Source organism: Aquibium pacificum (genome assembly GCF_040839445.1).
Lineage (GTDB): Bacteria > Pseudomonadota > Alphaproteobacteria > Rhizobiales > Rhizobiaceae > Aquibium > Aquibium pacificus.
The window spans coordinates 1,150,825-1,175,695 of sequence record NZ_JBDPGJ010000002.1 but is presented as its reverse complement, the minus strand read 5'-3'; the positions used below and the strand labels follow the sequence as shown (position 1 = coordinate 1,175,695).

Here is a 24,871-nt window from a genome sequence, read left to right as displayed (position 1 = left end):
CGGCAATCACGCGGCGACCGGCTCGCCGCCGGCGATTTCGGCTGTAATCTCGTGGAAGCACTCGCGCAGGAGGTCCAGATCGACCGGTCCGATCTCGCAGAGCCTGACGTCGATGTCGTCCAGCGAAACACCGCGCGCGTGAAGTTCGCGAATGATGGTGAGCAGCGTCGTCTTCTGATCGAAGCGCCAGAAAACCATGGCCGAATCCCCCGGAAGCCCGGAGGAATGATCAGAAAACATGGTTAACGCTGCGTTAAGTCTCCCTCGCGCGCTGCGCTTGCGCCTTGGGGTGCCAGCACGGGCACGAAGACGCGGCGCGAGGCGCGCTGGGCAACCGGCAGGCCCTGGTAGAGGCGCTTCTGGGCTTCCACGATGAGCACGCCGCAGAACATCGGCCAGAAGCGGCGCCCGCTGCGCTCCAGGATCTGATGGAAGCGCAGGACCCAGCGCTTCCTGGACGGAGGAAAGAGCAGCGCCTCGCTCCAGGCGGAGGGGGTGAAATTCGTCTCCCGCAACAAAGTCGTCAGTTGGCCACGCGACCAGGGGCGCCCGGTGCCGAAGGGCGTGTGCTCGAAGCGCGCCCAGACGCCGCGCCGGTTGGGCACCACGATTATGAGCCGACCGCCGGGGGCGAGCACGCGCCAGATCTCCATCAGGGTCTCGCGCGGGTTCTCCGCGTGTTCGAGCGCGTGCACCAGGAGCATGCGGTCGATGGAGGAATCGAACAGCGGCAGTTCCTCGTCGAAGACCAGCGCCGTGGCGGATGGGCCGTTGGGCGGCCAGTTGATGGCGCCCTGGGAGGCCGGCATGAAGGCAAAGACGCGCTCCGCCTCGGTTCCGAAGCGGTCCAGCCACGGCAGGGCGTAGCCCAGGCCCACGAGGCGCTCGTTCGGCAGGCCGGCCCAAACGCTGGACAGCGCCATCGCGATCGACCGCTCGGCCAGGCGGCCAAGCGTGGTGGAATAGAAGGAACGCAGGTCGACGATGTCGCAGTACATGGGCGCGGACGGTATCCATGCCCGCCGTACTCCGCAAGGAAGGGGTGGCGCGATAGTGGAACGCGCCCTATCGTTTCCCTCGAAATCACGAGGAGATGCGAATGGCTCTGCAGATCGAGCAGTTCATGTGCCGCAGCGACAATTTCGGCGTGCTCGCGCACGATCCCGACAGCGGCGCGACTGCGATCATCGACGCGCCGGAGGAACGCCCGATCCTGGCGGCGATCGAGCGTACCGGCTGGAAGCCGACGGTGATCCTGACGACGCACCACCACGGCGACCACGTCGAGGCCAATCTGGCGCTGAAGGAGAGGTTCGGGCTGACCATCATCGGGCCCGAGGCGGAAGCGGCGAAGATCCCCGGCATCGACCGGACGGTGAAGGACAACGACACCTTCGCGTTCGGCAACGAGGAGGTGCGGGTGATCTCCACGCCCGGCCACACGGCGGGACATGTCTGCTACCATTTCCCGCAATCGAAGATCTCCTTCACCGGCGACACGCTGTTCGCGCTCGGTTGCGGGCGGCTGTTCGAATGCAAGCCGCCGCAGATGTTCGATTCGCTGAAGAAGCTTGCGGCGCTGCCGCTGCACACGGTGATCTATTGCGGACACGAATACACGCAGGCAAACGCCCGCTTCGCGCTGTCGGTCGATCCGACGAATTCGGCGCTGAAGGAGCGCGCGGCCGGGATCGACAGGCTGCGCGCGGCGGAGAAGCCGACGCTGCCCACGACGCTGATGGAGGAGATGGCGACGAACCCCTTCATGCGCGCGCACGATCCGGTGATCCGGCGCAATCTCGGCATGGAGGGCGCCAGCGACGAAGCGGTGTTTGCCGAGATCCGCAAGCGCAAGGACGTCTTCTGATGGGCGACGCCGATCCGCGCCGGATCGTGCAGGCGCTCGGCATGCGGCCGCATCCCGAAGGCGGCTGGTACGTCGAGACTTTTCGCGACGGCGCGGCCGACGAACGCGGCCACTCGACGGCGATCTATTTCCTGCTCGAACGCGGACAGGTCTCGGCATGGCACAGGGTTCGGGACGCGGCGGAGGTCTGGCACTTCTATGCCGGCGCGCCGCTCGAACTGCTCGTCTCGGACGGGCAGGCGCCGGCATCCGCGACGACGCTCGGGCCGGACATCGTTGCCGGCCAGCGACCGCAGGCGGTGGTGCCGGCGGGTGCGTGGCAGTCGGCCAGAAGCCTCGGAGCCTTCACGCTGGTCGGCTGCACGGTGGCGCCCGGTTTCGACTTCGCGGCCTTCGAGATGGCGCCTGAAGGCTGGGAACCGGGGATCAGCCGAGCAGGAAGCCCAATGTGATCGCTGCCTGCGCAATGTAGTAGAGGATCCATACGGCAGGGCGGACGATCGCCTGCCGCGGCGAGGTTTCGGCGATCAGGAACCGTCCCACAGCGAGGATCGCATCCGACGCCATGAACAGGACCGCGCCGGCGATCACGACCCATGACGGCAGCGTCAGCGCGAAGACGCCCATGCCGAGGATCGCCGCGACATAGACCGCGACCGGCGCGAGCAGGGCCGCAGGCAAGGCAGGCCGCAGCCGAAGGAACATGCCCACGGAGAAGGCGAGCATCAGCAGTGCGGCGGCAAGACGCCACGGCTCGGCAAAGAGAACGGCCGGACCGGCGCCGGACTGCGCGAAAAGCACGATGTAGGCGATGTGCGCGGCAAGAAAGCTGCCGAGCCCCGCCATGAAGGCGGGTTCGCCCTCGTGCGCGAGGAAGGCGTCGCCGGCCGCGCTGAGGACCAGCGCCACGACGAGCAGGACGGGTCCGCCGACAACGAAGGCGAGCACGGCCAGAAGCGCCGTCGACGCGGTCTTTGCAAGCGTGCGCCGCCAGGACGGCTCGCGTCCCGTCATGAAAAGATAGAGCACCGCCGCCGCGACGGAGAGCAGCAGGGTGCCGTTGGGCAGGGCCTCCGGTCCGCCGGGGAACGGCATCATTCGCCCAACTCCGCCACGGCGGGCCTCGCCGGTCTGAAGAGCATGTTCTTCGCCGCCAGCGCCGCGCCGGCCGTGATCAGCAGGCAGGCGCCGACGATCGCAAGCGTCGGTTCGGCGAAGCCGAAGCCGATCAGGATGATGGTGGACAGCAGCGGCGCGGCATAGCTCGCCGCGCCCAGCACCTGGATGTTGCCGCGCTTGACGCCGTGGTCCCAGGCGTAGAAGGCAGCGCCGACCGGCATCAGGCCGAGGCCTGCGACCGCCAGCCACTCGCCCGCGCCGGCCGGCCAGACAGTCTCCTCGAGCGCCAGATGGCAGACGAGCGACAAAAGCGCCGTCGCCGCGCAGAACCAGGTCACGATGCTGGTCGGCACGTCGTCGAAGCGGCGCGACAACAGCGAATAGGACGACCAGAAGACCGCGCACAGGCCGGCCATGGCATATCCGAACACGTAGCGGCTCTCGAATTCGAAGCCCCCTCCCCTCGACACAATGAGACCCGTGCCGGCGAGCCCCATCAGCGCGCCGACGACGTGATGCCAGCCGAGGCGTTCCCCCGGCATCAGCGCGGAACCGAGCACGATCAGCAGCGGCCAGAGATAGGCGATGAGGCTGGCCTCGACCGCCGGCGCGTTGCGCAGCGCAGTGAAGTAGAAGAAGTGGTAGCCGAAGAGGCCGCCGATGCCGATCACCCACACCAGCGGCGGGATCGGCGCTGCGGCTTTCGCCGCCGGTCCGAAGGCGCGCGCGACGAGCCCCACGCCGGCGCCGATGGAAAAGCACATGGCTGAAAGCTGGAACGGCGGCACCGCGCCGGATGCATCGGTGAAGAGCGCCAGAAGCGCCCACATCATCACGGCCGAGAAGCCGATCAGCGTCGCCCGTCCCATTCCACGCTCCCGCAGGGCCGGAAGCGGCTGGCTTCCGGCTATTCTATGGCTTCGAAGCGCAGCGCCCTGACCTGGACCGTGCCGATCTTGGTCGAGACCGACGCTTCGACGGGCGCATATACACCGGTGGCGCCGACCGGCGCAAAGGCCACCGTAATACGGGCCCGGTCGCGCAGGTATTCGATGGAGTCCTTGCCCTGCTGGAAGCCGGAGACCGGAACGAAGCTCGCCGTGCATCTGACGGTCGCGCCCTCGTAGCCAGGGATCGATATCTCGCCGCTGCCGGCCGGCGTCAGCCGCAGGTCGGCCCGCATCGCGCCGTCGAAGATGCGGATGGTGCGCCGGCAGACATCGTCAGGGCTCGCAGCCGGCACCAGGGTCGCCGACAGCGGGTCGGCCACGTTCGCCAGGTGCCCCATCGCAACTGGGATCCAGCCCGGCCGGTTCGTCCGCACCGGCGGCGTATTCTGCGCACTCGCGACGTTGCCGCCGGAGAAGGTGATGCGGGTATTCTTCTTCTTCTTTCCCGAGACGTAGTCGACGGCATAGGCGTCGGGGCGCGGCATTTCGCTGCCGAAGCGGCCGCTCACCCGGACCGTGCCGACGGTGTCGTCGAAGACGCTGGCAAGCCCGGCGCTCCGCAGCGTGCCGTCGAGTTCGTAGCCTCCCGAGGTGATCGTGCTGCGGAAGCTCGATTTCGCCAGCGTCAGGCCATAGAGCGAAACGGCGTATTCCGACTGGACGGTGGAGGGCGCCGCGGCGCCGGCCTGGAAAGCGGTGCCTGCGAGCAGGGTTGCATACGCGGCACCAGCCACGAAGGGAAGTCGTGTCATCTTGATCATCATCCGGAGATAGGGCGCGACCGGCGCTACTTCATCCCTTGGAGACCCAGTAGCGGTTCGAATGCGGCAAAGGTTTGGTATGGCGTATCGATGGCGGAACCCAGGTCGGGTCATGCGTGGTGGACGCGAGTGCCGCGACGGCTTCCGAATTCTCATGTACTTTAGCCGAAAGCGAGGGAGTGTTCATGTCGGTAAGCTGTCATATCAAGATTGGAGATGGAGACGGCGTTTCCGCAGCGGGATGGCTGGTGGTGCGAACGTTCCAGGAGGTGCCGCGTGTCGGGGAGTTTGTCGCGTTTTCGCGCGACGGGAAGCGCGATGAAGCAGGAGTGCTTCTTGCCGATTTGTACCGGGTACAGCGCATAATTCACACTGCCGCCACCGATTTGGATGCAGGGATGGTCACACTCGATGTCATCATCGAACAGGAGGCCGATCGGACCCTAGAGTAGAGAGGCGCCTCGCCGCCGATCGGAAAGGCCGACCACGTCATGGACGTTGCCACTGGCGAGGAAACGGAGAACCAAGCTTGCTCTTGAACTCTTCCAGTTCTCGGTAGGGCACATAAGGAACGGCATCTCGCTTGACGATCCGGCCGTTTGCCACTATGCAGGCGCGACTTTTTCCAATGAGGCCGCCTGACATTTCCCGCGCGCCAACCGGTCTGGCGCGGGTGGGTCGATTGGTCCGGCAGAGAACCGAAGGTAAGAAACCATGTCACGCGCTTGCGAACTGACCGCCAAGGCCGTCCTGTACGGCAACAATGTGAGCCACGCCAACAACAAGACGCGTCGCCGCTTCCTCCCGAACCTCGTCAACGTGACGCTGATCTCGGAAGCGCTGAACCAGAACGTGCGCCTGCGGATCTCCGCCAACGCGCTGCGTTCGGTCGAGCATCGCGGCGGCCTCGACGCCTTCCTGATCAAGGCCGACAATGCCGAGCTCTCGCAGCGGGCCCGCCTGCTGAAGAAGCAGATCACCAAGAAGCTGGCGGAACAGCAGGCGGCCTGATCCGCCCTCTTCCGTCCGGTTCATCGCGCAAGGCGGGCCGTAGCCCGCCTTTCTGGTTCCATCACCCAGGATAAAAAAATGACAAGCACGCATCGCATCCTGCCGTTCGTCGTGGCCATGGCGGCCGTGGTCGCCGCCTCCAACTTCCTCGTCCAGTATCCGTTCGCGCATTTCGGGCTGGGCGAGATCCTGACATGGGGTGCCTTCACCTATCCGGTCGCCTTCCTCGTCAACGACCTGACCAACCGCCGCTTCGGCCCCCGCGCCGCGCGCAAGGTGGTGCTGGCCGGCTTCGTCATCGCGGTCGTCCTTTCGGTCTGGCTGGCGACGCCGCGCATCGCGTTCGCCTCCGGCACGGCGTTCCTGGCGGCGCAGTTGCTCGACGCCTCGATCTTCGACCGGCTGCGCGGCAACGCGTGGTGGCAGGCGCCGTTCATCTCGACACTGATCGGCTCGGTGCTGGACACGGTCCTTTTCTTCGGTCTCGCCTTTTCGGCCGCCTTCTCCGGCATCGACGCCGTGTTCGGCATGGAGGACGGGTCGCTCGCCTTCCCCGTGGCCTTCCTGGGCGGCGAGGTGCCGCTGTGGGTGTCGCTGGCCATCGGCGACTTCTGCGTCAAGATCCTGATCGGGCTCGCCATGCTGGTGCCCTACGGCGCCCTGCTTTCGGTGCTGCGGCCCGAGCCTTACGCGGCATCGCGGTAGATGACGCGGGCCTCGGTCGAGCAAGCAGCGACGTCCGCCGCCTGCGCGGCTTACGCGCCGAACAGCCCGTGATCCCCTGGGTCCAGCTCGACTCGGCGCCGGTGCCCGGCGAGCCCGGAGCGGAATTGCGCCTCAAGCGGCGCGGCGCCGAGTTTTCCATTATGCTGGGCACGAACGAGCTGATGAACAGCCGCATGGGCGGCTCGGAGGAGGCGCTGGCGAGGCTCGCGCTGGCAAGGCTCGGCGACCGCCCGGAACCGGCGATCCTCATCGGCGGGCTGGGCATGGGCTTTACGCTCCGAGCGGCCCTCGCGGAACTCGGCCCCGCGAGCGTGACGGTAGCCGAACTGGTGCCGGCCGTGGTCGCCTGGGCGCGCGGGCCGATGGCGGTGGTTCTGCAAGGCTGCCTCGACGATCCGCGCGTGAGCGTGGAGGAGACCGATGTCGGCCTTCCGATCCGCGCCGCCGCGGGCGCCTGGGACGCCATCCTTCTCGACGTAGACAACGGCCCCGAAGGTCTCAGCCGCAGCTCGAACGACGCGCTTTACGCCGCCGCCGGCTTAAGCGCCGCGTTCCGTGCCCTGCGGCCGGGCGGGGTGCTGTCGGTCTGGTCTTCGGGACCGGACGCGGGTTTCACGCGCCGACTGTTGCGGGCGGGCTTCGAGGTCACGGAAGAAAAGGTGCGTGCTACCGGCAAGCGCGGCGCGCGGCATGTGGTGTGGGTGGCGGTCAGGCCGGCGTGAGCGGACGCAGTGGGGCCACTCCACTCTCAATCTTCGTGCAGGATAAACTCCAGGTAGAGGTTCCTCTGCAGCAGCGAGTGGTTGTCGTCCGAGACGAGCGACACCATCAGGGCGCCGTCGTCGCGGCGCCAGACGTCCATGCCTTCCATATTGTCGATCTGGTAGCCCATGTCAGCTTCCATCAGGATCGGCCCGTCGGCAAGTTCGCCGGGCATGATGCTCTCGCCATAGATGCGGCGCAGCCTTAGGCCGACGCCCTTACCAACGGAATAGCTTCGCTCGAGGAGCAGGAGGTCGCCGTCGGGCAGGAATGCCCCGTCGGTGATGTCGAACTCGCCTCGGCGGGCGACCGTGAAGACGCCCCTGGCCGGACCCTCGATGATCGCGGCGAAGATGTTGCCCTTCGTGTCGAGGCTCTTCTCCGACACCACCACCCGCGCGCCTTCGTGGATGCCGTGCGGATGGGCGAAGGTGATCGTCTCGAAGCCTCGGTTGCGGCGCAATTCGTGGGCGGGAACGAGGAAATCGACGTCGCGCAGCGGCGCCTTCATGTCCTCGGGTGCCAGCCGGAACTCGGAGACGCGGTGCTCCCGCTCGAAACCGACGGTGGCGATGCCGTCGCGCACCGCCAGGCCCTCCGCGTCGGTGTTCCACTTTTCTCCGATGACGTCGCCGTCGTCGTCCACCATCTGCTGCATGGTGAAATTCTCGAAACCGGTCGGCCGGCCGGTCTCGTCCCGCGCGACGGTGCCGAAGAACCAGAAGCCGGTGTCGGCCACGCCGACGAAGCGGGTTCCGGGTTCGAGGAAGCGGAAGGCCGAGAGCGCGCCGAAATCCCGGTCCCGGGAGGTCATCTCAAGGCCACCGGCGAATTCCAGCGAACCGAAACGCGTCTCGTCAGAACCGATCCTGAACTGCTTTATCGGCCAGGCCCTGATCGTGAGGCGTTCGACTTCGGCGGGCTCCGCCATCGCCCTTGGCATTGCGCCGAACGCGCATGCCGAAGCCAGGAAGATCGCTGCGACGCGGAAAAGCGGTCGGGCTGCCAAGGGTGTCAGCCGGCGCGGCGCATCGGAACGCCCCCGCGCCGCGGAGCCTCGGCTCCCTCGTCGGCAAACAGGGAAGCGAGCTGCTCGGTCATGGCGCCGGCAAGCTCCTCGGCATCGACGATGGTCACCGCCTTGCGGTAGTAGCGCGTGACGTCGTGGCCGATGCCGATGGCGATGAGTTCCACCGGCGACCGAGTCTCGATCAGGTCGATGACGGCGCGCAGGTGTCGTTCGAGGTAGTTGCCGGGGTTCACCGACAGCGTCGAATCGTCGACCGGGGCACCGTCGGAGATCATCATCAAGATCTTGCGCTGCTCGCGCCGCGCGATGAGGCGCTGATGCGCCCACAAGAGCGCCTCCCCGTCGATGTTCTCCTTCAGCAGCCCCTCGCGCATCATCAGGCCGAGATTGCGCCGCGCGCGGCGCCAGGGCGCATCGGCCGACTTATAGATGATGTGGCGCAGGTCGTTGAGGCGGCCGGGATTGGGTGGCTTGCCGTCCTTCAGCCACTTCTCGCGCGCCTGCCCGCCTTTCCAGGCGCGCGTGGTGAAGCCAAGAATCTCGACCGAGACGCCGCAGCGCTCCAGCGTGCGCGCCAGGATGTCGGCACAGGTGGCGGCGACCGTGATCGGCCGGCCGCGCATCGAGCCCGAATTGTCGAGAAGAAGGGTAACAACGGTGTCGCGGAACTTGGTGTCGCGCTCCTGCTTGAAGGAAAGCGGTTGCATCGGGTCGATGACGACGCGCACGAGGCGCGCCGGATCGAGATACCCTTCTTCCAGGTCGAAGTCCCAGGAGCGGTTCTGCTGCGCCATCAGGCGGCGCTGAAGCCGGTTAGCCAGTCGCCCGACAACGCCTTGCAGGTTGGTCAGCTGCTTGTCCAGAAACGCGCGCAGCCGGTCGAGCTCTTCCTCGTCGCAGAGCTCCTCGGCGCCGATCATCTCGTCGAAGGCGGTGGTGAAGATCTTGTAGTCGAAGTCGGGCGGCAGGTTCGAATACGGAAAGTCGGGTCGCTTGGCCTCGCCGGGCGTCTCGGCGTCGACGTCCTCTTCGTCCACCACGTCCTCGGCGTCGGCGTCGCTCGCCTCGCTCTCGCCGGCCTCCTGGTCCTCGCTCGACTGGTCGGACTCTTCCGATTCGGACTGGTCCGCGCCCTTGTCCTCCTCGCCGCCTTCCTCGCTCTGATCCTCGCCTTCGGGCTGGTCGTCGCTATCGTCGCTATCGTCCGACTGGTCCTCGTCGCCGAGCTCCTCCGCCATGTCCATGGAGGCGAGCATGTCGCGCACGACGCGGGCGAACGCGTTCTGGTCGTCCAGCTTGCCGGCAAGTCCGTCGATGTCCTCGCCGGCCTTGTCCTCGATCCAGTCGCGCCACAGGCCGACCAGCTTCTCGCCGCTCTTCGGAGCGGCCCGCCCGGTCAACCTTTCGCGCACCATGAGGGCGACCGCCTCCTCGAGCGGCGCGTCGGCCTGCTCGGTGACGCCGGCGAGGTTTGCCTTCTGGAACTTGTCCTCCAACATGGAGGCGATGTTGTCGGCCACGCCCGTCATGGCGCGCGAACCGATGGCTTCCACGCGCGCCTGTTCGACGGCGTCGAAGATGGCGCGCGCCTGCTTGCCTTCGGGCGCGAGGCGATTGTGGACCGCGCTGTCGTGGCAGGCGCGGCGCAGGGCCATGGAATCGCCGAGCCCGCGGGTGATGGCTATGTCGGCTTTCGTAGGCCGCTTGGGCAGTTCGGGCAGCCTTGCACGGTGACCCGCGAGCGCCGGCTTGTCCTTGGCGAATGAGATTTCCATGTCGTGGTCGCCGGAGATCGCACGCATGCAAACGGTCACGGCGCGCTTGAAGGCCTCGCCTTCGCCGCCCGATTTCGGCTTGCCGCCGCGCTGATTGTCTCCGGGACCTGCCATGATCGCGGCTGGCTACCCCAGCACCACGTTCGCCGCGCTTTCCTTCAGTTCCTCGCCGAAGACGCGCTGGTAGAACTCGGCGACCAGCGCGCGTTCGAGTTCGTCGCACTTGTTGAGGAAGGTGAGGCGGAAGGCGTGGCCGACGTCGCCGAAGATCTCGGCGTTCTCGGCCCAGGTGATGACGGTGCGCGGGCTCATGACGGTGGCCAGATCGCCGTTCATGAAGGCCGAGCGGGTCATGTCGGCGACGCGCACCATCCTGTTGACGATGTCACGGCCTTTGTCGTTGCGGTAGTGCTTGGCCTTGGCCAGCACGATGTTCACCTCGTTGTCGTGCGGCAGGTAATTCAGCGTCGTGACGATCGACCAGCGGTCCATCTGCGCCTGGTTGATCTGCTGGGTGCCGTGGTAGAGGCCGGTCGTGTCGCCGAGGCCCACCGTGTTGGCGGTGGCGAACAGGCGGAAGGCGGGGTGCGGCCGGATAACGCGGCTCTGGTCGAGCAGCGTCAGGCGCCCGGAGGATTCCAGCACCCGCTGGATCACGAACATGACGTCGGGCCGTCCGGCGTCGTACTCGTCGAAGCAGAGCGCCACGTTGTGCTGGTAGGCCCAGGGCAGGATACCGTCGCGGAACTCCGTGACCTGCTTGCCTTCCTTGAGCACGATCGCGTCCTTGCCGACGAGATCGATGCGGCTGACATGGCTGTCGAGGTTGACGCGCACCATCGGCCAGTTGAGCCGCGCGGCCACCTGCTCGATGTGGGTCGATTTGCCCGTGCCGTGGTAGCCCGAGATCATGACGCGCCTGTTGAAGGCGAAGCCGGCCAGGATGGCCATGGTCGTCTCGCGGTCGAACAGGTAGTCCGGATCGACGTCCGGCACGTGCGGGTCGGCGACCGAGTAGGCCGGCACCACCATGCTGGATTCGAATCCGAAGACCTCCTTGACCGATACGGTGGTGTCGGGAAGATTGGCGATATCGCGATCGATCTTGTTCATCATGCCTCCGGCGCACCGGCCGTACGGGCGCTGCCGTTCATATTGTCCTTGCTTTTCGGGGGCTGTCCTTAGCAGACGCCGCGCTCAACAGAAACCCGATTGTTTGAGCACACGGTAGGCCTGGACCACGTCGCGGAACCGGTCTTCCGAACCCCGGTCGCCACCATTCGCATCGGGATGATGGCGCTTCACCAGTTCCTTATAGCGCGCCTTGATGTCGGCGCCAGTCGCTTTGTCGTCAAGACCAAGCGTTTCCAGCGCCTTGGCCTCAAGCGGCTTGGCCCGGCGCGGCTTCGGCTGCAGGCGTTCCTCTCCGCCGAACAGGTTGAAGGGATCGCGCACGTTCCTGTAGTAGGCCGCACGGCCCGACCGCTTCTGCGCGAAGTCGGGGCTGCTCTTGGCGCTGCTGTTGATCCCCATCGTCCAGGTCGGGCGATGGCCCGTCAGGGCTTCTTTCTGGAAGCGCGCGATATCTGTGTCGCCGAGCCCGGAAAAGTAGTTGTAGCCCTTGTTGTAGGCGCGCACGTGGTCGAGGCAGAAGCGGAAGTACTCCCCTTCCTTCATGCGGCCGACCGGCGCCTTGTGCAGCCCCGCCTCCGCGCAGCCGTCCCACTGGCATTGCGGCGAACGCGACTTCACTTCCGCATCCGGGTCGGGGCGGATGCGAATCCGGTCGAAGAGTTTCGAGTTCGGCTTCATGGCGGACCGATTATGGGTGCTTCGCACCGCGATACAAGAATTGACTTTTCGGGAAGGATGCCCCTAACCCCCGATTTGCGCCCCCCGGCGCAGAGATTTTCGCATATGGTGGGAGTACACCCTCATGTCCATACAGTCGCGCATCGAATCCAAGCTCCGGGACAGGTTCTCGCCCGAACGCCTCGCGGTGATGAACGAAAGTCATTTGCACGCCGGCCACCATCATGTCGAATCCGGCCACCACGAGGAATTCGACGGCAAGGGCGAGACCCATTTCCGCGTCCGCATCGTCGCGCCCGCCTTCTCCGGGATGAGCCGCATCGAGCGTCACCGCGCGGTCAACGAACTTCTGGCCGACGAACTGGCAGGCGGCGTGCATGCGCTGGCCGTGGAACCCGCCGCGCCGGGCGAACCCACGCGGTGGTGAACGGGACTACCAGATAGTCCTCACATGCTCGTAGTGAAGGATCTTGTCGTCGGCCGTCACCACCGGAACACCAATGTGGCGGCTGGTGGCCACGATGAAGCGATCGGCCGGATCCTTGTGAAAATCGCCGGGCAGGCGCGTAGATTGGACGGCGATCGAATTGTCCAAGGGGACAAATTCGACGGCCTTCGACCGACCAACCTCATCAAGCCAAGCCTGCGGCTCCAGAGCCAAGCCAATCCGGCCGCGTGCCACAAGTGCTGCAATCTCCCAGGCGGAAATCGCCGAGACATATATTCGCCCGTCGTCCTGCGCCGCCACCAACGCACGCGAAGCCTGTTCGCTCAGTTTCTGGATGTCGCCTCCCGCCCACCATACCAACACGTGCGTATCCAGCAGGATCATCCCAGCGATTCCCACTCCTCTTCGTCCACGGCAGGAGCGAATGGATCATCATACCACAGCACGCTGCCCTTGAGTGCTTCGCTGGGACCAGGTCGATCGGCTTGAAGGCGTCGTAGCTCGAGCGTCGGCTTTCCCCGCTCGGTGATTACGATGGGTTCGCCACTGGCCTCCACTCGCCTGAAATACTCGAGCGCCTTTGCCTTGAACCTGGACTTTGAGACATGCTCGGCCATCGCCGCATTCCTTACGTCCCAAAAAGGATAAGACCAGCAGTGACCATGGTCAATGACCAGGGTCAAATACGACTGGACAGCGCAGCAGTCCGCGCTAGACCCCCTTCACCAGGCTCGTTTCCAGTGGCCGGATCCTGAGCTTCACGATGCGGTTGCGGTTGCGCTTCATGACGATGAAGCGCTTGCCGTGGAAGGTGAAGGCCTGCTTTTCCTCCGGGATCATCTGCGCCTCGTGGATGACGAGGCCGGCGATGGTGGTCGCCTCGTCATCAGGCAGGTTCCAGTCGAGCGCACGGTTCAGGTCGCGGATCGGTACCCCGCCATCGACCACCACGGAGCCGTCCGCCTCCTGCTTGACGCCCTGCATGTCGATGTCGTGTTCGTCGGCGATCTCTCCGACGATCTCCTCGATGATGTCTTCCAGCGTGACCAGTCCTTCGACCTCGCCATATTCGTCGACGACGATGGCAATGTGCGCCTTGCGCCTGAGGAAGGCGTTTAGCTGATCCCGCAGGGTGGTCGTGTCGGGCACGAACCAGGGTTTTCTCGCCACTTCCATGATGTCGATCCGCGTCGGATCATTGCCGATTTCGTGCAGCGCGCGCAGCAGATCCTTGGCGTGGACGACGCCGACGATGTTGTCGGTCTCGCCCTTGTAGAGCGGCATGCGTGTGTATGGGCTCTGCAGGATGTCACGCACCACGACGTCGGCCGGAGAGTCGGCATTGACCATCCGCATGGCCGTCCGGTGGATCATGATGTCGGAGACCTCGAGCTCGGCGAGGTCGAGCAGGCCGCCGACCCTGTCCCGGTCCTGCTTCACGAAGGCGCCCTCGCGGTGCAGGACCTCCACGGTGCCGCGCAGTTCCTCGTGGGCGGAAACCATCGGCGCGTCCCGTCCCAGGTTGATGCCGAAGAGCTGCAGGATGCCGCGCACGACGAGGTTCGCCATGCTGGAGACCGGGCCGAGGATGAAGACGATGACCCGCGCGAAGGGCGAGACGAAAAGCGCGAACTGCTCCGGCCGAAACAGCGCCAGCGATTTCGGCAGGATCTCGGAGAAGATGACGAGAAGCACGGTCATGCCGATGGTGGCATAGACAACGCCGCTGTCCCCGAAGATCGACAAGAGCACGCTGGTGGCGAGCGCCGACGCCAGGATGTTGACGAGGTTGTTGCCGATCAGCAGCGCCCCGACGAGCCGGTCCTTGCGCTCGATCAGGCGCTCCACGACGGTGGCGCGGGGATCTCCCCCCGCTGCCAGCGAGTGAAGGCGGGCCCGCGAGACGGCCGTCATCCCGGTCTCCGTCCCCGAGAATAGGAACGAGAAGATGATCAGCACGAGAATGATGCCGCCGACCACCCATAATTCCGTCGTCATCCTGGATGGTTCTCCCATAGGAACGATAGGACTTCGGAAGCCGGCACGTCCTTCGCGATGAAGGACTGCCCGACTCCGTGGGTCAGGATGAAGGTCAGTGCGCCGCGCGTGACCTTCTTGTCCTGTGCAATATAGGACAGGAGGCGCTCGGCGTCAGGAAGCCCGCCCGGAATGTCTGCCATGCGGGTGGGCAGTCCCACGGTAGACAGGTGTCTTTCAACCCGCGCGGCGTCGTCCGGGCTGCACTGATTGAGCCGCGCGGAGAAGCGGTGGGCCAGGGCCATGCCGATTGCCACGCCCTCCCCGTGTACCAGCCGCGAGCCGTCGTAGCCGACCGCCGCCTCCAGGGCGTGGCCGAAGGTGTGGCCTAGGTTGAGCAGCGCGCGGTCGCCGGTCTCGAACTCGTCGCGCGCCACCACTTCGGCCTTCGCGCGGCAGGATTCGGCGATCGCCCGCGTGCGCGCCGGACCGCCGGCGAAGACCTCTCGCCAGTTCGCCTCCAGCCACTCGAAGAAGGCCGGCCGGTCGATGAGCCCGTATTTGGCCACTTCGGCGTAGCCGGCCCGGAACTCGCGCTCCGGCAAGGTGTCGAGCACGTCGGTATCGGCGAGCACGAGTTGCGGCTGGTGGAAGAGCCCGACGAGGTTCTTTCCCTGCGCGGTGTTGATGCCGGTCTTGCCGCCGACGGAGGAGTCCACCTGGGCGAGCAGCGAGGTCGGCACCTGAACGAAGCGCATGCCGCGCCGCACGATGCCGGAGGCGAAACCGGCGAGGTCGCCGACCACGCCGCCGCCGAGCGCGACGACGATGTCACGGCGCTCCAGCCGGGCGGACAGGACACCGTTCACGACCTCCTCAAGACACTCAAAACTCTTGGTGCGTTCGCCAGGAGCGAGAATAATGGGCGTGGAAGTTATCCCCGCCGATGCGAGACCGCTCGAAAACGCGTCCAGATGCGCAGCCGCGACGTTCTCGTCGGTGACGATTGCCGCGCGCACGCCGGGCATGCGCGCTGCGATCTCCAGTCCCGCCCGTCCGGCGAGGCCGGAGCCGATAAGGATGTCGTAGGCGCGGTCCCCGAGCCCCACCTCCACCCGTACGGGTTCGCCGTCGACAGGATTGCCCATCACGCGTCGTCCTTCACCGTTCGCGAACCATCGAGGTACGCGGCCAGCGCCGCGATCGCCTCGTCGGCGATGACTTCCTTGGACTCGGCGCGGGTGAGGACGGTGACGTCGGCTAGCGCGTAGACGGGATAGCGGTCGTTCATGAGCCGCTGCATCACCGCCCTCGGGTCCGGATTCCTCAAAAGCGGCCTGTTCCGGTTCTTGACGACCCTCTCCATGAGCACGTCCAGATCCGCCTTCAGCCAGATCGAGACGCCGTTCGCGGCGATCGCGCTGCGCGTCTCCTCGTTCATGAAGGCGCCGCCGCCCGTGGACACGACACGGCCGCCTTCCTCGATCAAGCGGGCGATCACGCGGCGCTCCAGGGACCGGAACTCCGGTTCGCCGTACAGGTCGAACAGTTCCGGGATGGTCATGCGCGAAACGGTCTCGATCTCGTGGTCGCTGTCGATGAAGGGCATGCCCAGAATCTGCGCGACCTTGCGCCCGATCGCCGTCTTGCCCGCTCCCATCAGCCCCACGAAGACGATCGAGCGGCTGCCGAGCTTTTCTCGCAGCTTCAGGTCGGCGGCTTCGGCCACGGCGTTCATCGGTCTCTTTCCCTCGAAGCGAGGTATGCACATGAAAAGGCCGGCGGCGTCAAGCAAGCCGCCACCCCCTGCGAGGGTTGAAATAGCCTGACCCGCAACGCATAAGGAAAGCGGCGGGACGTGAATGGGGTTACAACAAAAAAATGCCGACCCTTTTTCGGTTTCTTGTGACGATCGCAATACTGGTCGGGATCGCTTATGGCGCGATGTTCGCGCTCGTCACCTTCGTCGAGCCCAACAAGGGCGAGATGACCGTGCGCATTCCTGCCGAAAGGCTCAACCCGCGCGAATGACGCGCACTCCCCGGCCATGAACAGCAACGCCGCGATCGAAGCATTCCTGGAAATGATGAGCGCCGAACGGGGGGCCGCGGCCAACACGCTCGACGCCTATCGCCGTGATCTCGAGGATGCCCATGCCTCGATGCCGAAGGACCGCGGCCTGGCGCACGCCTCGGTGCTCGACGTCAGGGCGCATCTCGAAGGGATCGCAGCGCAGGGCTTCGCGGCCTCGACGCAGGCGAGGAAGCTTTCCGCGCTGCGGCAGTTCTTCCGCTTCCTCTATTCGGAGGGCATTCGGCCGGACGACCCGACCGGGACGGCGGAAGGTCCGCGGAAGCCGAGGTCCCTGCCCAAGACGCTGAACGAGGCCGATACCGGCCGTCTCATCGAACTCGCCGAGGCGGAAGCGGCAGCACCCCCGCCTGGCATTTCGCGGGAGGCGGCTGTCCGGCTGCATGCGCTCGTCGAGGTGCTCTACGCCACCGGCCTGCGCGTCACCGAACTCGTCGGGCTGCCGCTTGGGGTGGCGCTGCGGGACGACCGCTTCTTCGTCGTGCGGGGAAAGGGCGACAAGGAGCGCATGGTGCCGCTGTCGGCCAAGGCGCGGGCGGCCATGTCGGCCTGGCTACGCGTGAGAGCGGAAGATCCGGCTCATGCCGAAAGCCCCTGGCTTTTCCCGGCCCGCTCGGAGACGGGATACCTGCCGCGGCAGGTTTTCGCGCGCGACCTGAAGGCGCTTGCCGCGCGCGCGGGCGTTCCCGTGGCGGCCATCTCGCCGCACGTCATTCGCCATGCGTTCGCCAGCCACCTTCTTCAAAACGGCGCGGATCTGCGGGCCGTGCAGCTGCTGCTCGGCCACGCCGACATCTCGACCACGCAGATTTACACACACGTGCTGGAGGAACGGCTGGTCAGGCTGGTGAATGACCACCATCCGCTTGCCGACTAAGCCCCCGAACGCTATGTGGGGGCAACTTTTCAGCCCGTAGGGACGTTGAGCCAACGTCCCGGTATGCGATTTCACGGGCCCGAGGCGGCGTCGGTCCAGTAGCGAATGTATAATTATCTCGAATTCGAAAAACCCGTTGCCGATCTGGAAGGACAGATCCTGGAGCTGAAGAAGCTCTCGGAGAGCGGCGAGTCCGTCGATGTCGCCGACGAGATAGCGCGGCTCGAGAAGCGTTCGAACGACGCGCTGCGCGACATCTACAAGGCGCTCCAGCCCTGGCAGAAGGCGCAGGTGGCCCGTCATCCGGACCGGCCGCACTGCCTCGACTACGTCGGCGCCCTGTTCACCGACTTCACACCGCTTGCCGGTGATCGCCTCTACGGCGACGACGAGGCCATCATCGGCGGCTTCGCGCGGTTCCGCGGCGAACCGGTGGCGATCCTCGGTCAGGAGAAGGGCGCCGATACGAAGAGCCGCCTGCAACACAATTTCGGCATGGCGCGGCCAGAAGGCTATCGCAAGGCCGTACGCATCATGGAACTCGCCGACAGGTTCAAGGTCCGCCTCGTGACGCTGGTGGATACGGCGGGTGCCTATCCCGGCATCGGCGCCGAGGAACGCGGGCAGGCCGAGGCGATCGCCCGCTCGACCTCGGCCTCGCTGGGCCTCAAGGTGCCGGTGGTCTCGGTCGTCATCGGCGAAGGCGGCTCGGGCGGCGCCATCGCGATCGCCACCGCCAACAAGGTCTACATGCTCGAGCACTCGATCTATTCGGTCATCTCGCCGGAGGGAGCGGCCTCGATCCTCTGGCACGATTCCACCCGCGCCCGCGACGCCGCGACGTCGATGAAGATCACCGCCAAGGATCTCCTCGACATGAAGGTAATCGACGGCATTGTCGCCGAACCGCTGGGCGGCGCCCACCGCGGACCCGAAACGGCGATCAAGTCCGTGGGCGAACAGATCGAAAAGGCGTTCGGCGAACTCGCTGGCGCGAACATGGACTACCGCGAGCACCGCCGCGAGAAGTTCCTGTCGATCGGGCGGGACATTTAGCCGCTCTGGCGGAACGAACCCTCCGCCGTATGCGGCCATGCAGCGCTCCCGCCATAAAATCGACAATCCTATGGCTCTATGACGTTTGCGTGAGAGGGGCGGACCGGACCTTGCAGTAAGCAATTCTCAAGGTTAACGGCCTTAACGTTCCCGCGGATCGGCCGCGGCGTCTGCCCGGCCTCCGCTACCGCGAACGCAGGTTTGAAGTCTTGAGCATGATTGCCAGCATCACCCGGATCAGCTTGCTAGCCGCCGCGCTCGCGGTTGCGGGCTGCACCGAAACCACCCTGAACTCCGCCGGGATCAAGGCCAACAAGCAGCTTCCCGAGCAAATCCTGGCCTCCATGCAGGCCAAGGGGATGGAGAAGGACGCGCCGGTGATGGCGCGTGTCTTCAAGGAAGAGGGCAAGCTCGAGATCTGGAAGCAGAAGAAGTCCGGCCGCTACGATCTCATCGCGACCTACGACATCTGCAAATGGTCCGGCAAGCTCGGACCCAAGTTCGTCGAAGGCGACCGGCAGGCGCCGGAGGGCTTCTATAACGTGCGGCCTTCCCAGTTGAACCCGCAGTCCAGCTATCATCTGGCGTTCAACATGGGCTATCCCAACGCCTACGACCGCGCCCACGGCCGCACCGGCTCGAACCTCATGGTGCACGGCGCCTGCTCGTCTTCGGGCTGCTATTCCATGACCGACGCGCAGGTCGAGGAAATCTACGCCTTCGCCCGCGACGCCTTCCGCGGCGGCCAGACCGAGTTCCAGATCCAGGCTTTTCCCTTCCGAATGACGCCCGAGAACATGGCGCGCTACAAAGACGATCCGAACTACGCGTTCTGGAGCATGCTGAAGGAAGGCTACGACCACTTCGAGATCACGAAGGTTCCGCCCAAGGTCGACGTCTGCGACAAGCGCTACGTCTTCAACCGCATCCCGGAAAACGGCGCGACCTTCCAGCCGACGGCGGCCTGCCCGCCGATGAGCCAGCCGGAGGCCCTCATGTCGGCCTACCAGAGCTACAAGAGCCAGTTCGACAACGCCTTCGCCTCGCATGCCGCCAGAGGCGCGTCCAATCCGCCGCGCCCCACCATCGGCGGCCTTCAGGAAGCGAAACTCGTCGCCGAATGGTCGAAGAAGCGTTCCCGCGGCGAACGCGTGCCGATGGAGCCGCCGTCGCTCGCCCCCGACGGCACCGTGGTCTTGACCACGGCGCAGATGGGACGCATCGATTCGCCCGCCGGACGCCGCATGGCCGAGATCGAGGCGAAGGAAGCCGAAGCGAGGAAGGCCGAGGAACAGAAAAAGGCCGCGGCAGCCCTCAAGGCCGCCGAGGCGGAAGCCGCGAAGATTGCGGCCGCCCAGGCGGAGGAGGCGGCGAAAGCCGCCGAAACCGCCGCGGCCGAGCCCGCGCCCGCCGCCGAGACGGTCGAGACCGACGAGGCGGGAGGCGGCCTCTTCGGCGCGGTGCGCAAGCGCGTCGGGTCGTTCGGCAACCTGTTCGGCAGCTGACGCCTTCCCCGTGGCCGGGCCGCAGGACGTCTACGACCTCAGGGGGCTCAACTGTCCCCTGCCCGTTTTGAAGACACGGCGGCGTCTCGCCGACCTGCCGCCGGGCGGCCTCCTCTGGGTCGAGACCACGGACCCGCTCGCCGTCATCGACATCCCCGCCTTCTGCACTGAGAGCGGCCACCGGCTCGTCGAGAGCCTGAGCGTGGCCGGGGGGCACCGGTTTCTGATAGAACGGGGTTGAAAGGAAGCTAGGCTCAGCCCCTGAAGCCGGCGATCGCCAGCGGATTGTCCTCCAGCGCCGCCCGGTCTGGCGCGTCGATCCGCGGCTGCCCGGCAAAGGCGTCGAACAGCCGCCTGACGTAATCCTCCGGCATGTCGAGCGTGATCATCACGATGCGCACGCCGCGCGGCCCCTCAGGCCACCGCTCCAGCCGCACCGGCGGATGCAGCACCTTCTGGACGCCGTGGATGACGAGCGGACGGTCGGGCCATTCGACCGTTTCGATGATGCCCTTCATGCGCAGCAGCTGGTCGCCATGGGTCGAGCGCAGGAGATCGAGGAAGTTTTCCACCGTCGCCAGCGGCAGCGGCCGGTCCAGCACCAGCGAAACGGTCCGGATGCGCGCGTCGTGCCGGTGTAGTTGGCCGTGCTCGTGGTCATGGTCGTGGTGATCGTGGCCGTGACCATCGTGCGCCTGGGCGTGAAGGGCCTCGTCGCGCAGCCAGCGCGCCACGTCGACGCTCTTGGTCGCCGGATCGTAGAGGCCGCAGTCCAGCAGCGCGCCGGGCCCCGCGTCGGGCCCGAGGACCGGGGCGCCGGGGTTCAGCGCTGCAATCCTCGATCTCAGTTCCGCGACCGCCGCTTCCTGCGCGAGATCCGTCTTCGTGAGCACGATCCGGTCGGCAACCGCGACCTGTTTCACCGCCTCCGCGTGACGATCGAGCGTCGCGGCACCGTTGACCGCGTCGACGACCGCGACGACGCCGTCGAGGCGATAGGCGGCCACGATCGCCGGATGGGCCATGATCGACTGCAGCACGGGCACCGGATCGGCGAGCCCGGTCGTCTCGACGATCACGCGCTTGAGCGGCTGGATGCGGCCGGTCTGCATGCGGTCCGCGAGATCGGCCAGCGTATCGACCAGTTCGCCGCGCACCGTGCAGCACAGGCACCCGTCGGAGAGTTCGATGACGCCATCGGACGACTGCTCGACCAGCAGATGGTCGATGGCGACGTCGCCGAACTCGTTGATGATGACGGCGGTGTCGGTGAGCGCCGGATCCTTGAGCAGGCGGTTGAGCAGCGTCGTCTTGCCGGCCCCGAGAAAGCCGGTAAGCACGGTGACGGGTATCGGCGCGCCGGGAGTGTTCACCGCCGCACTACCGGACCGCGCTCGCCTGAACGGGCGTGTAGTCCGGGCGAGGCGTCGGGATCGGAACGTCGGCATACTCGACCGGGGCGGCGAAGGGAGAGCGCGGCCCCGTCGCGCCGCCGAGACCGACGGCGACGAGAACAGGATCTCGCGTCGGCTCGTGCAGGTGGGGCGAATCGATGATCACCTTGCCGTTCTTGTCGACCTCGCCGGCATCGAGGCGCGCCTTGTAGGCAGCCTTCGTGCAGATCCGATCGCGCATGTTGGTCGGCTGGTCCAGCCCTTCGCCCCGCGGCTCCATGGCCGAGAGCGTCGGGGCGTCCGCGACGCTGCTGCCGAACCCCGCGGCCAGAAGGTCGGCGGCCTTCACCGCGCGTTCCTCCGACGACCTCTCGCCGATGACCACGGCAAGAAGCGTGCGACCGTCGCGCGTGGCCGTTGCCACGAGGTTGAAGCCCGCCGGGCATGTATAGCCGGTCTTCATGCCGTCGGTGCCGTCGAACCGGCGGATCAGGTCGTTGTGATTCTTTATCTTGGCGTTGCCGGCGACGATGCCTTCGAGCTTGAAGTAGGTCGCATGCTGGGGGAATTCCGTGCGCAGCGCCCGCGCAAGGACCGCGAGATCATGCGCGGTGGAATACTGCTCATCCGAATGCAGGCCGTGTGCATTCACCCAATGCGACCCGGTCATTCCGAGGCGGGCCGATTCGGCGTTCATCCTCGCGGCGAAGGCTTCTTCCGATCCGGCGATGCTCTCGCCGATGGCGGTGGCGACGTCGTTTGCCGACTTGACCATGATGATCTTGAGCGCGCTGTCGAGGGTGAGTTCCGAGCCCGGCGCATAACCCATCTTGCTCGGCGGTTCCTTGGCCGCGCGCTTGGTGATGCGCACCGGCGATTGCAGCGTCACCTCCCCGGCCTGGATGGCGCGGAACACGACATAGGTCGTCATCAGCTTCGACAGCGAGGCCGGATACCAGCGCTTGAAGGCGTCCTCCTGCTCGATCACCTTGCCGCTGTCGAGGTCGACGAGGATTGAAGGTCCCGCCATGGCGGGGCCGGTGGCGATCAGCATGGCCGTCACTGCCGCTCCGGCGACATGCTTGGCGAAATTCTCGGCGAACTGCCGGGCGATCGGTCTGGTCGATTTCACTTTCGCCTCGTGAGGGAATTGCGATACGGTTGCCCAAATCCGGCCATGAGGCCGAACCGCGGGCATTGCGCTCGTATCTATCGCATGTGGCGCCGGAATGGCAAAACTCCGCCGATCACGAAATCGCGGGGCGGCCGGACGCGGCGCGCATCAGACGGAGTATCACCGAACATGCCGATCCTGAACCGGGCCGCCGAGATGCAGAAGGAAGTGGCGGAGTGGCGCCGCCATCTCCACCGCAACCCCGAGCTCAACTTCGACCTCTTCAAGACCTCCGCCTTCGTGGCCGACAAGCTGCGCGAATTCGGCTGCGACGAGGTGGTGACCGGGATAGCGAAGACCGGCGTCGTCGCCATCATCAACGGCCGCCTCGGCTCCGGCCCGACGCTCGGCCTGCGCGCCGACATGGACGCCCTGCCGATCAGGGAGGCCAGCGGCGTCGAGCACACATCGCAGAATGCCGGGGCCATGCATGCCTGCGGCCATGACGGCCACACCTCCATGCTCCTGGGCGCCGCGAAATACCTCGCCGAGACGCGCAACTTCGCCGGCCGGGTGGCGGTCATCTTCCAGCCGGCCGAAGAGGGCGGCGGCGGCGGCAACGTCATGGTTCAGGAGGGCATGATGGAGCGCTTCGGCATCGAGCGCGTCTACGGCATGCACAACGAGCCCGGCCTGCCGGTGGGCCAGTTCGCGACCCGCACCGGCCCGATCATGGCCTCGACCGCCGAATTCACCATCACCGTGCGAGGCAAGGGCGGGCATGCCGCCTTCCCGCACCAGACGGTCGACCCGATCGTGATCACCAGCCAGATCGTCGGCGCCATGCAGACGGTGGTGTCGCGCAGCAGCGACCCGCTCGAGGCGCTGGTCGTATCGGTGACCAAGTTCCACGCCGGCGACGCCTACAACGTCATCCCCGAGACCGCCGAAATCGCCGGCACCGTGCGCACCCTTCGCAAGGACGTCGCCGCACTCGCTGAAAAGCGGATCCGCACGATCGTGGCCAACATCGCCGAGGCCGGCGATGCGGTGGCCGAGATCGCGTACGACGCCAACTATCCCGTCACCTTCAACCATGCCGACGAGACCGCCTTCGCCGTCGCGGTGGCCCGGGAAGTGGCGGGCGAGCCGAACGTCGAGGACGACATGCCGGCGGTAATGGGCGGCGAGGATTTCTCCTACATGCTGGAGGCCCGGCCGGGCGCCTTCATCTTCATTGGCAACGGCGACACGGCCAACCTCCACCACCCCGCCTACGACTTCAACGACGAGGCAATCCCGCACGGCATCTCCTACTGGGTGCGGCTTGCGGAGAAGTCGCTGGCCGCCTGACCGGCGGCCCGCCGGCAGCATCGGCGCCTTACGCAAGATGCGTCGCCGATAGCGGCGCATTGCCGCCGAAATGGCGCGAACCTATTGGCGAATCCGCCGCGAGAGGGTATTGAAGCGCCCGGGGTCCCGTAGCTCAGTAGGATAGAGCATCAGATTCCTAATCTGAGGGTCACAGGTTCGAATCCTGTCGGGATCACCATTTTTTCAAAGGTTCTGATGCGATCCGAATGCGCGGGGCGCGGAGCCTCCCGCTCCTGCCACCGTCAGCGCATTTCCCCCGGATAGTCCTTCAGCGCCGTTGCCAGCTGCATGGCGAAGCGGGCCGAGGCGACGGGGAGGGTGCGGCCGCGCATCTGGCCGAGGATGAGGTTGCCGGGCGGCAGGTCGCGTTCGGAGATGGGGCGGAAGACGATCGAGCCGTCGCCGGGATCGCGCAGGCCGATGGGGATCTGGAAGCCGATCACGCCCTCGTGCAGCACGTAGTGGCGGATGAGTTCGAAGCTCTCGGTCTCGACCACCGGCGAGACGCGGCGCGTGCCGCGGCGGGCGGCGAAATCGAGCAGGTGTCGCACGCCGAACTTGGCCGAGGGCGCCACGTGCGGCGTGTCGAGGCAATCGCGAAGCCGCAACTCCGGCTTGCGCGCGAGGGGATGGTCGGCCCGCATCACCACGTTGACCGCCTGCGGCGCGACGTGCACGACCTCGAAATCGACGAGGTAGACCGGCTCGAACACCAGCGCGAGGTCGCTCGAATAGGTGGCCAGTTCCTGCTCGGCCTGGGCGCGGTCGCGCACGTTGACGCTGAAGGTGACGCCCCGGTGCTCGGCGCGGTAGCGGGCGATCTGCCGCGGCAGGAAATAGGGCAGCAGCGCCTGCGAGCAGGCGATGGAGACGTGGCCGCGCCGCTCGCCCGAGAGGTCGGCGACCTGCCCCTGCACGCGCGACAGGTCCGACAGCGTGGCGCGGTAGTGGTGCAGGACGAGCTCGCCCGCGGGATTGAGCCGCACGCCGCCGGCGAGCCGCTCGAAGATCTCGGCGCCGAACTCGTCCTCGAAACGGTTGATGCGCCGGTTGAGCGCCGAGGCGGTGATGTTCATGTCCTGCGCGGCTTTCCGCATCGATCCGGCGCGGGCAACGGCCTCGATCAGGCGAAACGTCTGCAAGTGCCTCATGCGGCTTGCCTTTCACGCAGCCGGTGCATTTTTTGCACCGCATCGGTGAAATCATAGCAGTTTGAGCGAAC

General features: G+C 66.2%; 30 protein-coding genes and 1 tRNA gene. 14 read left to right on the top strand and 17 right to left on the bottom strand.

Annotated elements, in window-relative coordinates:
- Positions 1-6: 6 nt before the first annotated feature.
- On the bottom strand, positions 7-198 hold the full coding sequence (locus ABGN05_RS12135) for a hypothetical protein (protein WP_367954260.1): 192 nt from the start codon (positions 196-198) through the stop codon (positions 7-9).
- A 44-nt stretch (positions 199-242) separates the two neighbouring features.
- The gene (locus ABGN05_RS12130; RefSeq protein WP_367954259.1) at positions 243-998 is read right to left on the bottom strand and encodes a class I SAM-dependent methyltransferase; all 756 of its coding nucleotides are present in this window, start codon (positions 996-998) and stop codon (positions 243-245) included.
- 101 nt (positions 999-1,099) lie between these two features.
- Between ABGN05_RS12130 and gloB the strand changes: the two genes are divergently transcribed.
- Together gloB and ABGN05_RS12120 are read left to right on the top strand one after the other, a co-directional pair.
- On the top strand, positions 1,100-1,867 hold the full coding sequence (gloB, locus tag ABGN05_RS12125; RefSeq protein WP_367954258.1) for a hydroxyacylglutathione hydrolase: 768 nt from the start codon (positions 1,100-1,102) through the stop codon (positions 1,865-1,867).
- Complete coding sequence (locus ABGN05_RS12120; protein WP_367954257.1) at positions 1,867-2,319, top strand: cupin domain-containing protein; 453 nt, start codon at positions 1,867-1,869, stop codon at positions 2,317-2,319. The genes gloB and ABGN05_RS12120 overlap by 1 nt, the downstream gene beginning before the upstream one ends.
- On the opposite strand, the gene ABGN05_RS12115 is transcribed toward ABGN05_RS12120, so the two are convergent.
- From ABGN05_RS12115 to ABGN05_RS12105, 3 genes are read right to left on the bottom strand one after another with little or no spacing between them, the layout of a single operon-like run.
- Positions 2,294-2,965, bottom strand: a complete 672-nt coding sequence (locus ABGN05_RS12115; protein WP_367954256.1) for a lysoplasmalogenase family protein — start codon at positions 2,963-2,965, stop codon at positions 2,294-2,296. The genes ABGN05_RS12120 and ABGN05_RS12115 overlap by 26 nt on opposite strands.
- Positions 2,962-3,855, bottom strand: a complete 894-nt coding sequence (gene yddG, locus ABGN05_RS12110) for an aromatic amino acid exporter YddG (RefSeq protein WP_367954255.1) — start codon at positions 3,853-3,855, stop codon at positions 2,962-2,964. The genes ABGN05_RS12115 and yddG overlap by 4 nt, the downstream gene beginning before the upstream one ends.
- Before the next feature lie 38 nt (positions 3,856-3,893).
- Positions 3,894-4,688, bottom strand: coding sequence for a DUF3108 domain-containing protein (locus tag ABGN05_RS12105; RefSeq protein WP_367954254.1), 795 nt, complete (start codon positions 4,686-4,688; stop codon positions 3,894-3,896).
- A gap of 194 nt (positions 4,689-4,882) precedes the next feature.
- Between ABGN05_RS12105 and ABGN05_RS12100 the strand changes: the two genes are divergently transcribed.
- The 4 genes from ABGN05_RS12100 (at position 4,883) to ABGN05_RS12085 (ending at position 7,156) form a co-directional block, all read left to right on the top strand.
- Positions 4,883-5,149, top strand: a complete 267-nt coding sequence (locus ABGN05_RS12100; RefSeq protein ID WP_367954253.1) for a hypothetical protein — start codon at positions 4,883-4,885, stop codon at positions 5,147-5,149.
- 262 nt (positions 5,150-5,411) lie between these two features.
- Positions 5,412-5,708: a 50S ribosomal protein L28 gene (gene rpmB / locus ABGN05_RS12095; protein ID WP_367954252.1), complete on the top strand. Its 297-nt coding sequence runs from the start codon at positions 5,412-5,414 to the stop codon at positions 5,706-5,708.
- A gap of 78 nt (positions 5,709-5,786) precedes the next feature.
- Positions 5,787-6,413 carry a queuosine precursor transporter gene (locus ABGN05_RS12090; RefSeq protein ID WP_367954251.1) on the top strand — a complete coding sequence of 209 codons (627 nt, stop codon included), beginning with the start codon at positions 5,787-5,789 and terminating at the stop codon, positions 6,411-6,413.
- A gap of 68 nt (positions 6,414-6,481) precedes the next feature.
- Positions 6,482-7,156 carry a spermidine synthase gene (locus ABGN05_RS12085; protein ID WP_367954250.1) on the top strand — a complete coding sequence of 225 codons (675 nt, stop codon included), beginning with the start codon at positions 6,482-6,484 and terminating at the stop codon, positions 7,154-7,156.
- 26 nt (positions 7,157-7,182) lie between these two features.
- On the opposite strand, the gene ABGN05_RS12080 is transcribed toward ABGN05_RS12085, so the two are convergent.
- The 4 genes from ABGN05_RS12080 to ABGN05_RS12065 form a co-directional block, all read right to left on the bottom strand.
- The gene (locus tag ABGN05_RS12080; RefSeq protein WP_373695931.1) at positions 7,183-8,139 is read right to left on the bottom strand and encodes an esterase-like activity of phytase family protein; all 957 of its coding nucleotides are present in this window, start codon (positions 8,137-8,139) and stop codon (positions 7,183-7,185) included.
- 71 nt (positions 8,140-8,210) lie between these two features.
- A complete protein-coding gene (gene cobT, locus ABGN05_RS12075) occupies positions 8,211-10,115 on the bottom strand; it encodes a cobaltochelatase subunit CobT (RefSeq protein WP_367954248.1) in 1,905 nt (634 codons plus the stop codon).
- A gap of 12 nt (positions 10,116-10,127) precedes the next feature.
- A complete protein-coding gene (cobS, locus tag ABGN05_RS12070; RefSeq protein WP_367954247.1) occupies positions 10,128-11,114 on the bottom strand; it encodes a cobaltochelatase subunit CobS in 987 nt (328 codons plus the stop codon).
- Positions 11,115-11,198: 84 nt separating this feature from the next.
- Complete coding sequence (locus ABGN05_RS12065; protein WP_367954246.1) at positions 11,199-11,813, bottom strand: J domain-containing protein; 615 nt, start codon at positions 11,811-11,813, stop codon at positions 11,199-11,201.
- 124 nt (positions 11,814-11,937) lie between these two features.
- Here ABGN05_RS12065 and ABGN05_RS12060 point away from each other — a divergent pair, with 124 nt between their 5' ends.
- On the top strand, positions 11,938-12,240 hold the full coding sequence (locus tag ABGN05_RS12060) for a BolA family protein (RefSeq protein ID WP_367954245.1): 303 nt from the start codon (positions 11,938-11,940) through the stop codon (positions 12,238-12,240).
- 6 nt (positions 12,241-12,246) lie between these two features.
- Here the strand turns inward: ABGN05_RS12060 and ABGN05_RS12055 are convergent, their stop codons facing one another.
- The 5 genes from ABGN05_RS12055 to ABGN05_RS12035 all read right to left on the bottom strand — a co-directional run bounded on the left by ABGN05_RS12055 (position 12,247) and on the right by ABGN05_RS12035 (position 15,976).
- Entirely contained in the window at positions 12,247-12,645 is a 399-nt protein-coding gene (locus tag ABGN05_RS12055; protein ID WP_367954244.1) for a type II toxin-antitoxin system VapC family toxin, read from the bottom strand.
- Positions 12,642-12,878 (bottom strand): type II toxin-antitoxin system Phd/YefM family antitoxin, encoded by a 237-nt coding sequence (locus tag ABGN05_RS12050; RefSeq protein WP_367954243.1) that lies wholly within the window; start codon positions 12,876-12,878, stop codon positions 12,642-12,644. The genes ABGN05_RS12055 and ABGN05_RS12050 overlap by 4 nt, the downstream gene beginning before the upstream one ends.
- Positions 12,879-12,972: 94 nt before the next feature.
- Positions 12,973-14,259 (bottom strand): HlyC/CorC family transporter, encoded by a 1,287-nt coding sequence (locus tag ABGN05_RS12045; RefSeq protein ID WP_367954242.1) that lies wholly within the window; start codon positions 14,257-14,259, stop codon positions 12,973-12,975.
- Positions 14,256-15,386 carry a 3-dehydroquinate synthase gene (gene aroB, locus ABGN05_RS12040; protein ID WP_367954241.1) on the bottom strand — a complete coding sequence of 377 codons (1,131 nt, stop codon included), beginning with the start codon at positions 15,384-15,386 and terminating at the stop codon, positions 14,256-14,258. The genes ABGN05_RS12045 and aroB overlap by 4 nt, the downstream gene beginning before the upstream one ends.
- On the bottom strand, positions 15,386-15,976 hold the full coding sequence (locus ABGN05_RS12035; RefSeq protein ID WP_367954240.1) for a shikimate kinase: 591 nt from the start codon (positions 15,974-15,976) through the stop codon (positions 15,386-15,388). Before ABGN05_RS12035 ends, aroB begins: the two co-directional genes overlap by 1 nt.
- A gap of 143 nt (positions 15,977-16,119) precedes the next feature.
- Here ABGN05_RS12035 and ABGN05_RS12030 point away from each other — a divergent pair, with 143 nt between their 5' ends.
- From ABGN05_RS12030 to ABGN05_RS12010, 5 genes are all read left to right on the top strand, one after another.
- On the top strand, positions 16,120-16,269 hold the full coding sequence (locus tag ABGN05_RS12030; protein ID WP_072607438.1) for a histidine kinase: 150 nt from the start codon (positions 16,120-16,122) through the stop codon (positions 16,267-16,269).
- A gap of 16 nt (positions 16,270-16,285) precedes the next feature.
- A complete protein-coding gene (locus ABGN05_RS12025; protein ID WP_367954239.1) occupies positions 16,286-17,206 on the top strand; it encodes a site-specific tyrosine recombinase XerD in 921 nt (306 codons plus the stop codon).
- Between the two features lie 105 nt (positions 17,207-17,311).
- Positions 17,312-18,262 carry an acetyl-CoA carboxylase carboxyltransferase subunit alpha gene (locus tag ABGN05_RS12020; protein WP_367954238.1) on the top strand — a complete coding sequence of 317 codons (951 nt, stop codon included), beginning with the start codon at positions 17,312-17,314 and terminating at the stop codon, positions 18,260-18,262.
- 215 nt (positions 18,263-18,477) lie between these two features.
- On the top strand, positions 18,478-19,767 hold the full coding sequence (locus ABGN05_RS12015) for a L,D-transpeptidase family protein (RefSeq protein ID WP_367954237.1): 1,290 nt from the start codon (positions 18,478-18,480) through the stop codon (positions 19,765-19,767).
- A 10-nt stretch (positions 19,768-19,777) separates the two neighbouring features.
- Positions 19,778-20,008 carry a sulfurtransferase TusA family protein gene (locus ABGN05_RS12010; protein ID WP_367954236.1) on the top strand — a complete coding sequence of 77 codons (231 nt, stop codon included), beginning with the start codon at positions 19,778-19,780 and terminating at the stop codon, positions 20,006-20,008.
- Between the two features lie 13 nt (positions 20,009-20,021).
- Here the strand turns inward: ABGN05_RS12010 and ABGN05_RS12005 are convergent, their stop codons facing one another.
- On the bottom strand, positions 20,022-21,140 hold the full coding sequence (locus tag ABGN05_RS12005; RefSeq protein ID WP_367954235.1) for a CobW family GTP-binding protein: 1,119 nt from the start codon (positions 21,138-21,140) through the stop codon (positions 20,022-20,024).
- Between the two features lie 7 nt (positions 21,141-21,147).
- On the bottom strand, positions 21,148-22,293 hold the full coding sequence (locus ABGN05_RS12000; protein WP_367954234.1) for a D-alanyl-D-alanine carboxypeptidase family protein: 1,146 nt from the start codon (positions 22,291-22,293) through the stop codon (positions 21,148-21,150).
- 171 nt (positions 22,294-22,464) lie between these two features.
- Here ABGN05_RS12000 and ABGN05_RS11995 point away from each other — a divergent pair, with 171 nt between their 5' ends.
- Positions 22,465-23,628, top strand: a complete 1,164-nt coding sequence (locus tag ABGN05_RS11995) for a M20 aminoacylase family protein (protein WP_367954233.1) — start codon at positions 22,465-22,467, stop codon at positions 23,626-23,628.
- Positions 23,629-23,750: 122 nt separating this feature from the next.
- Positions 23,751-23,827 (top strand) — tRNA-Arg (locus ABGN05_RS11990).
- Positions 23,828-23,891: 64 nt separating this feature from the next.
- Here the strand turns inward: ABGN05_RS11990 and ABGN05_RS11985 are convergent.
- Positions 23,892-24,800, bottom strand: coding sequence for a LysR family transcriptional regulator (locus ABGN05_RS11985; protein WP_367954232.1), 909 nt, complete (start codon positions 24,798-24,800; stop codon positions 23,892-23,894).
- Positions 24,801-24,871 lie beyond the last annotated feature (71 nt).

Excerpts from the sequence above, each read along its gene's own strand:
- ABGN05_RS12135 (WP_367954260.1), bottom strand. The coding sequence starts at position 198 with ATGGTTTTCTGGCGCTTCGATCAGAAGACGACGCTGCTCACCATCATT.
- ABGN05_RS12130 (WP_367954259.1), bottom strand. The coding sequence starts at position 998 with ATGTACTGCGACATCGTCGACCTGCGTTCCTTCTATTCCACCACGCTT.
- gloB (WP_367954258.1), top strand. The coding sequence starts at position 1,100 with ATGGCTCTGCAGATCGAGCAGTTCATGTGCCGCAGCGACAATTTCGGC.
- ABGN05_RS12120 (WP_367954257.1), top strand. The coding sequence starts at position 1,867 with ATGGGCGACGCCGATCCGCGCCGGATCGTGCAGGCGCTCGGCATGCGG.
- ABGN05_RS12115 (WP_367954256.1), bottom strand. The coding sequence starts at position 2,965 with ATGATGCCGTTCCCCGGCGGACCGGAGGCCCTGCCCAACGGCACCCTG.
- yddG (WP_367954255.1), bottom strand. The coding sequence starts at position 3,855 with ATGGGACGGGCGACGCTGATCGGCTTCTCGGCCGTGATGATGTGGGCG.
- ABGN05_RS12105 (WP_367954254.1), bottom strand. The coding sequence starts at position 4,688 with ATGACACGACTTCCCTTCGTGGCTGGTGCCGCGTATGCAACCCTGCTC.
- ABGN05_RS12100 (WP_367954253.1), top strand. The coding sequence starts at position 4,883 with ATGTCGGTAAGCTGTCATATCAAGATTGGAGATGGAGACGGCGTTTCC.
- rpmB (WP_367954252.1), top strand. The coding sequence starts at position 5,412 with ATGTCACGCGCTTGCGAACTGACCGCCAAGGCCGTCCTGTACGGCAAC.
- ABGN05_RS12090 (WP_367954251.1), top strand. The coding sequence starts at position 5,787 with ATGACAAGCACGCATCGCATCCTGCCGTTCGTCGTGGCCATGGCGGCC.
- ABGN05_RS12080 (WP_373695931.1), bottom strand. The coding sequence starts at position 8,139 with ATGCCAAGGGCGATGGCGGAGCCCGCCGAAGTCGAACGCCTCACGATC.
- cobT (WP_367954248.1), bottom strand. The coding sequence starts at position 10,115 with ATGGCAGGTCCCGGAGACAATCAGCGCGGCGGCAAGCCGAAATCGGGC.
- cobS (WP_367954247.1), bottom strand. The coding sequence starts at position 11,114 with ATGAACAAGATCGATCGCGATATCGCCAATCTTCCCGACACCACCGTA.
- ABGN05_RS12065 (WP_367954246.1), bottom strand. The coding sequence starts at position 11,813 with ATGAAGCCGAACTCGAAACTCTTCGACCGGATTCGCATCCGCCCCGAC.
- ABGN05_RS12060 (WP_367954245.1), top strand. The coding sequence starts at position 11,938 with ATGTCCATACAGTCGCGCATCGAATCCAAGCTCCGGGACAGGTTCTCG.
- ABGN05_RS12055 (WP_367954244.1), bottom strand. The coding sequence starts at position 12,645 with ATGATCCTGCTGGATACGCACGTGTTGGTATGGTGGGCGGGAGGCGAC.
- ABGN05_RS12050 (WP_367954243.1), bottom strand. The coding sequence starts at position 12,878 with ATGGCCGAGCATGTCTCAAAGTCCAGGTTCAAGGCAAAGGCGCTCGAG.
- ABGN05_RS12045 (WP_367954242.1), bottom strand. The coding sequence starts at position 14,259 with ATGACGACGGAATTATGGGTGGTCGGCGGCATCATTCTCGTGCTGATC.
- aroB (WP_367954241.1), bottom strand. The coding sequence starts at position 15,386 with ATGGGCAATCCTGTCGACGGCGAACCCGTACGGGTGGAGGTGGGGCTC.
- ABGN05_RS12035 (WP_367954240.1), bottom strand. The coding sequence starts at position 15,976 with ATGAACGCCGTGGCCGAAGCCGCCGACCTGAAGCTGCGAGAAAAGCTC.
- ABGN05_RS12030 (WP_072607438.1), top strand. The coding sequence starts at position 16,120 with ATGCCGACCCTTTTTCGGTTTCTTGTGACGATCGCAATACTGGTCGGG.
- ABGN05_RS12025 (WP_367954239.1), top strand. The coding sequence starts at position 16,286 with ATGAACAGCAACGCCGCGATCGAAGCATTCCTGGAAATGATGAGCGCC.
- ABGN05_RS12020 (WP_367954238.1), top strand. The coding sequence starts at position 17,312 with ATGTATAATTATCTCGAATTCGAAAAACCCGTTGCCGATCTGGAAGGA.
- ABGN05_RS12015 (WP_367954237.1), top strand. The coding sequence starts at position 18,478 with ATGATTGCCAGCATCACCCGGATCAGCTTGCTAGCCGCCGCGCTCGCG.
- ABGN05_RS11995 (WP_367954233.1), top strand. The coding sequence starts at position 22,465 with ATGCCGATCCTGAACCGGGCCGCCGAGATGCAGAAGGAAGTGGCGGAG.
- ABGN05_RS11985 (WP_367954232.1), bottom strand. The coding sequence starts at position 24,800 with ATGAGGCACTTGCAGACGTTTCGCCTGATCGAGGCCGTTGCCCGCGCC.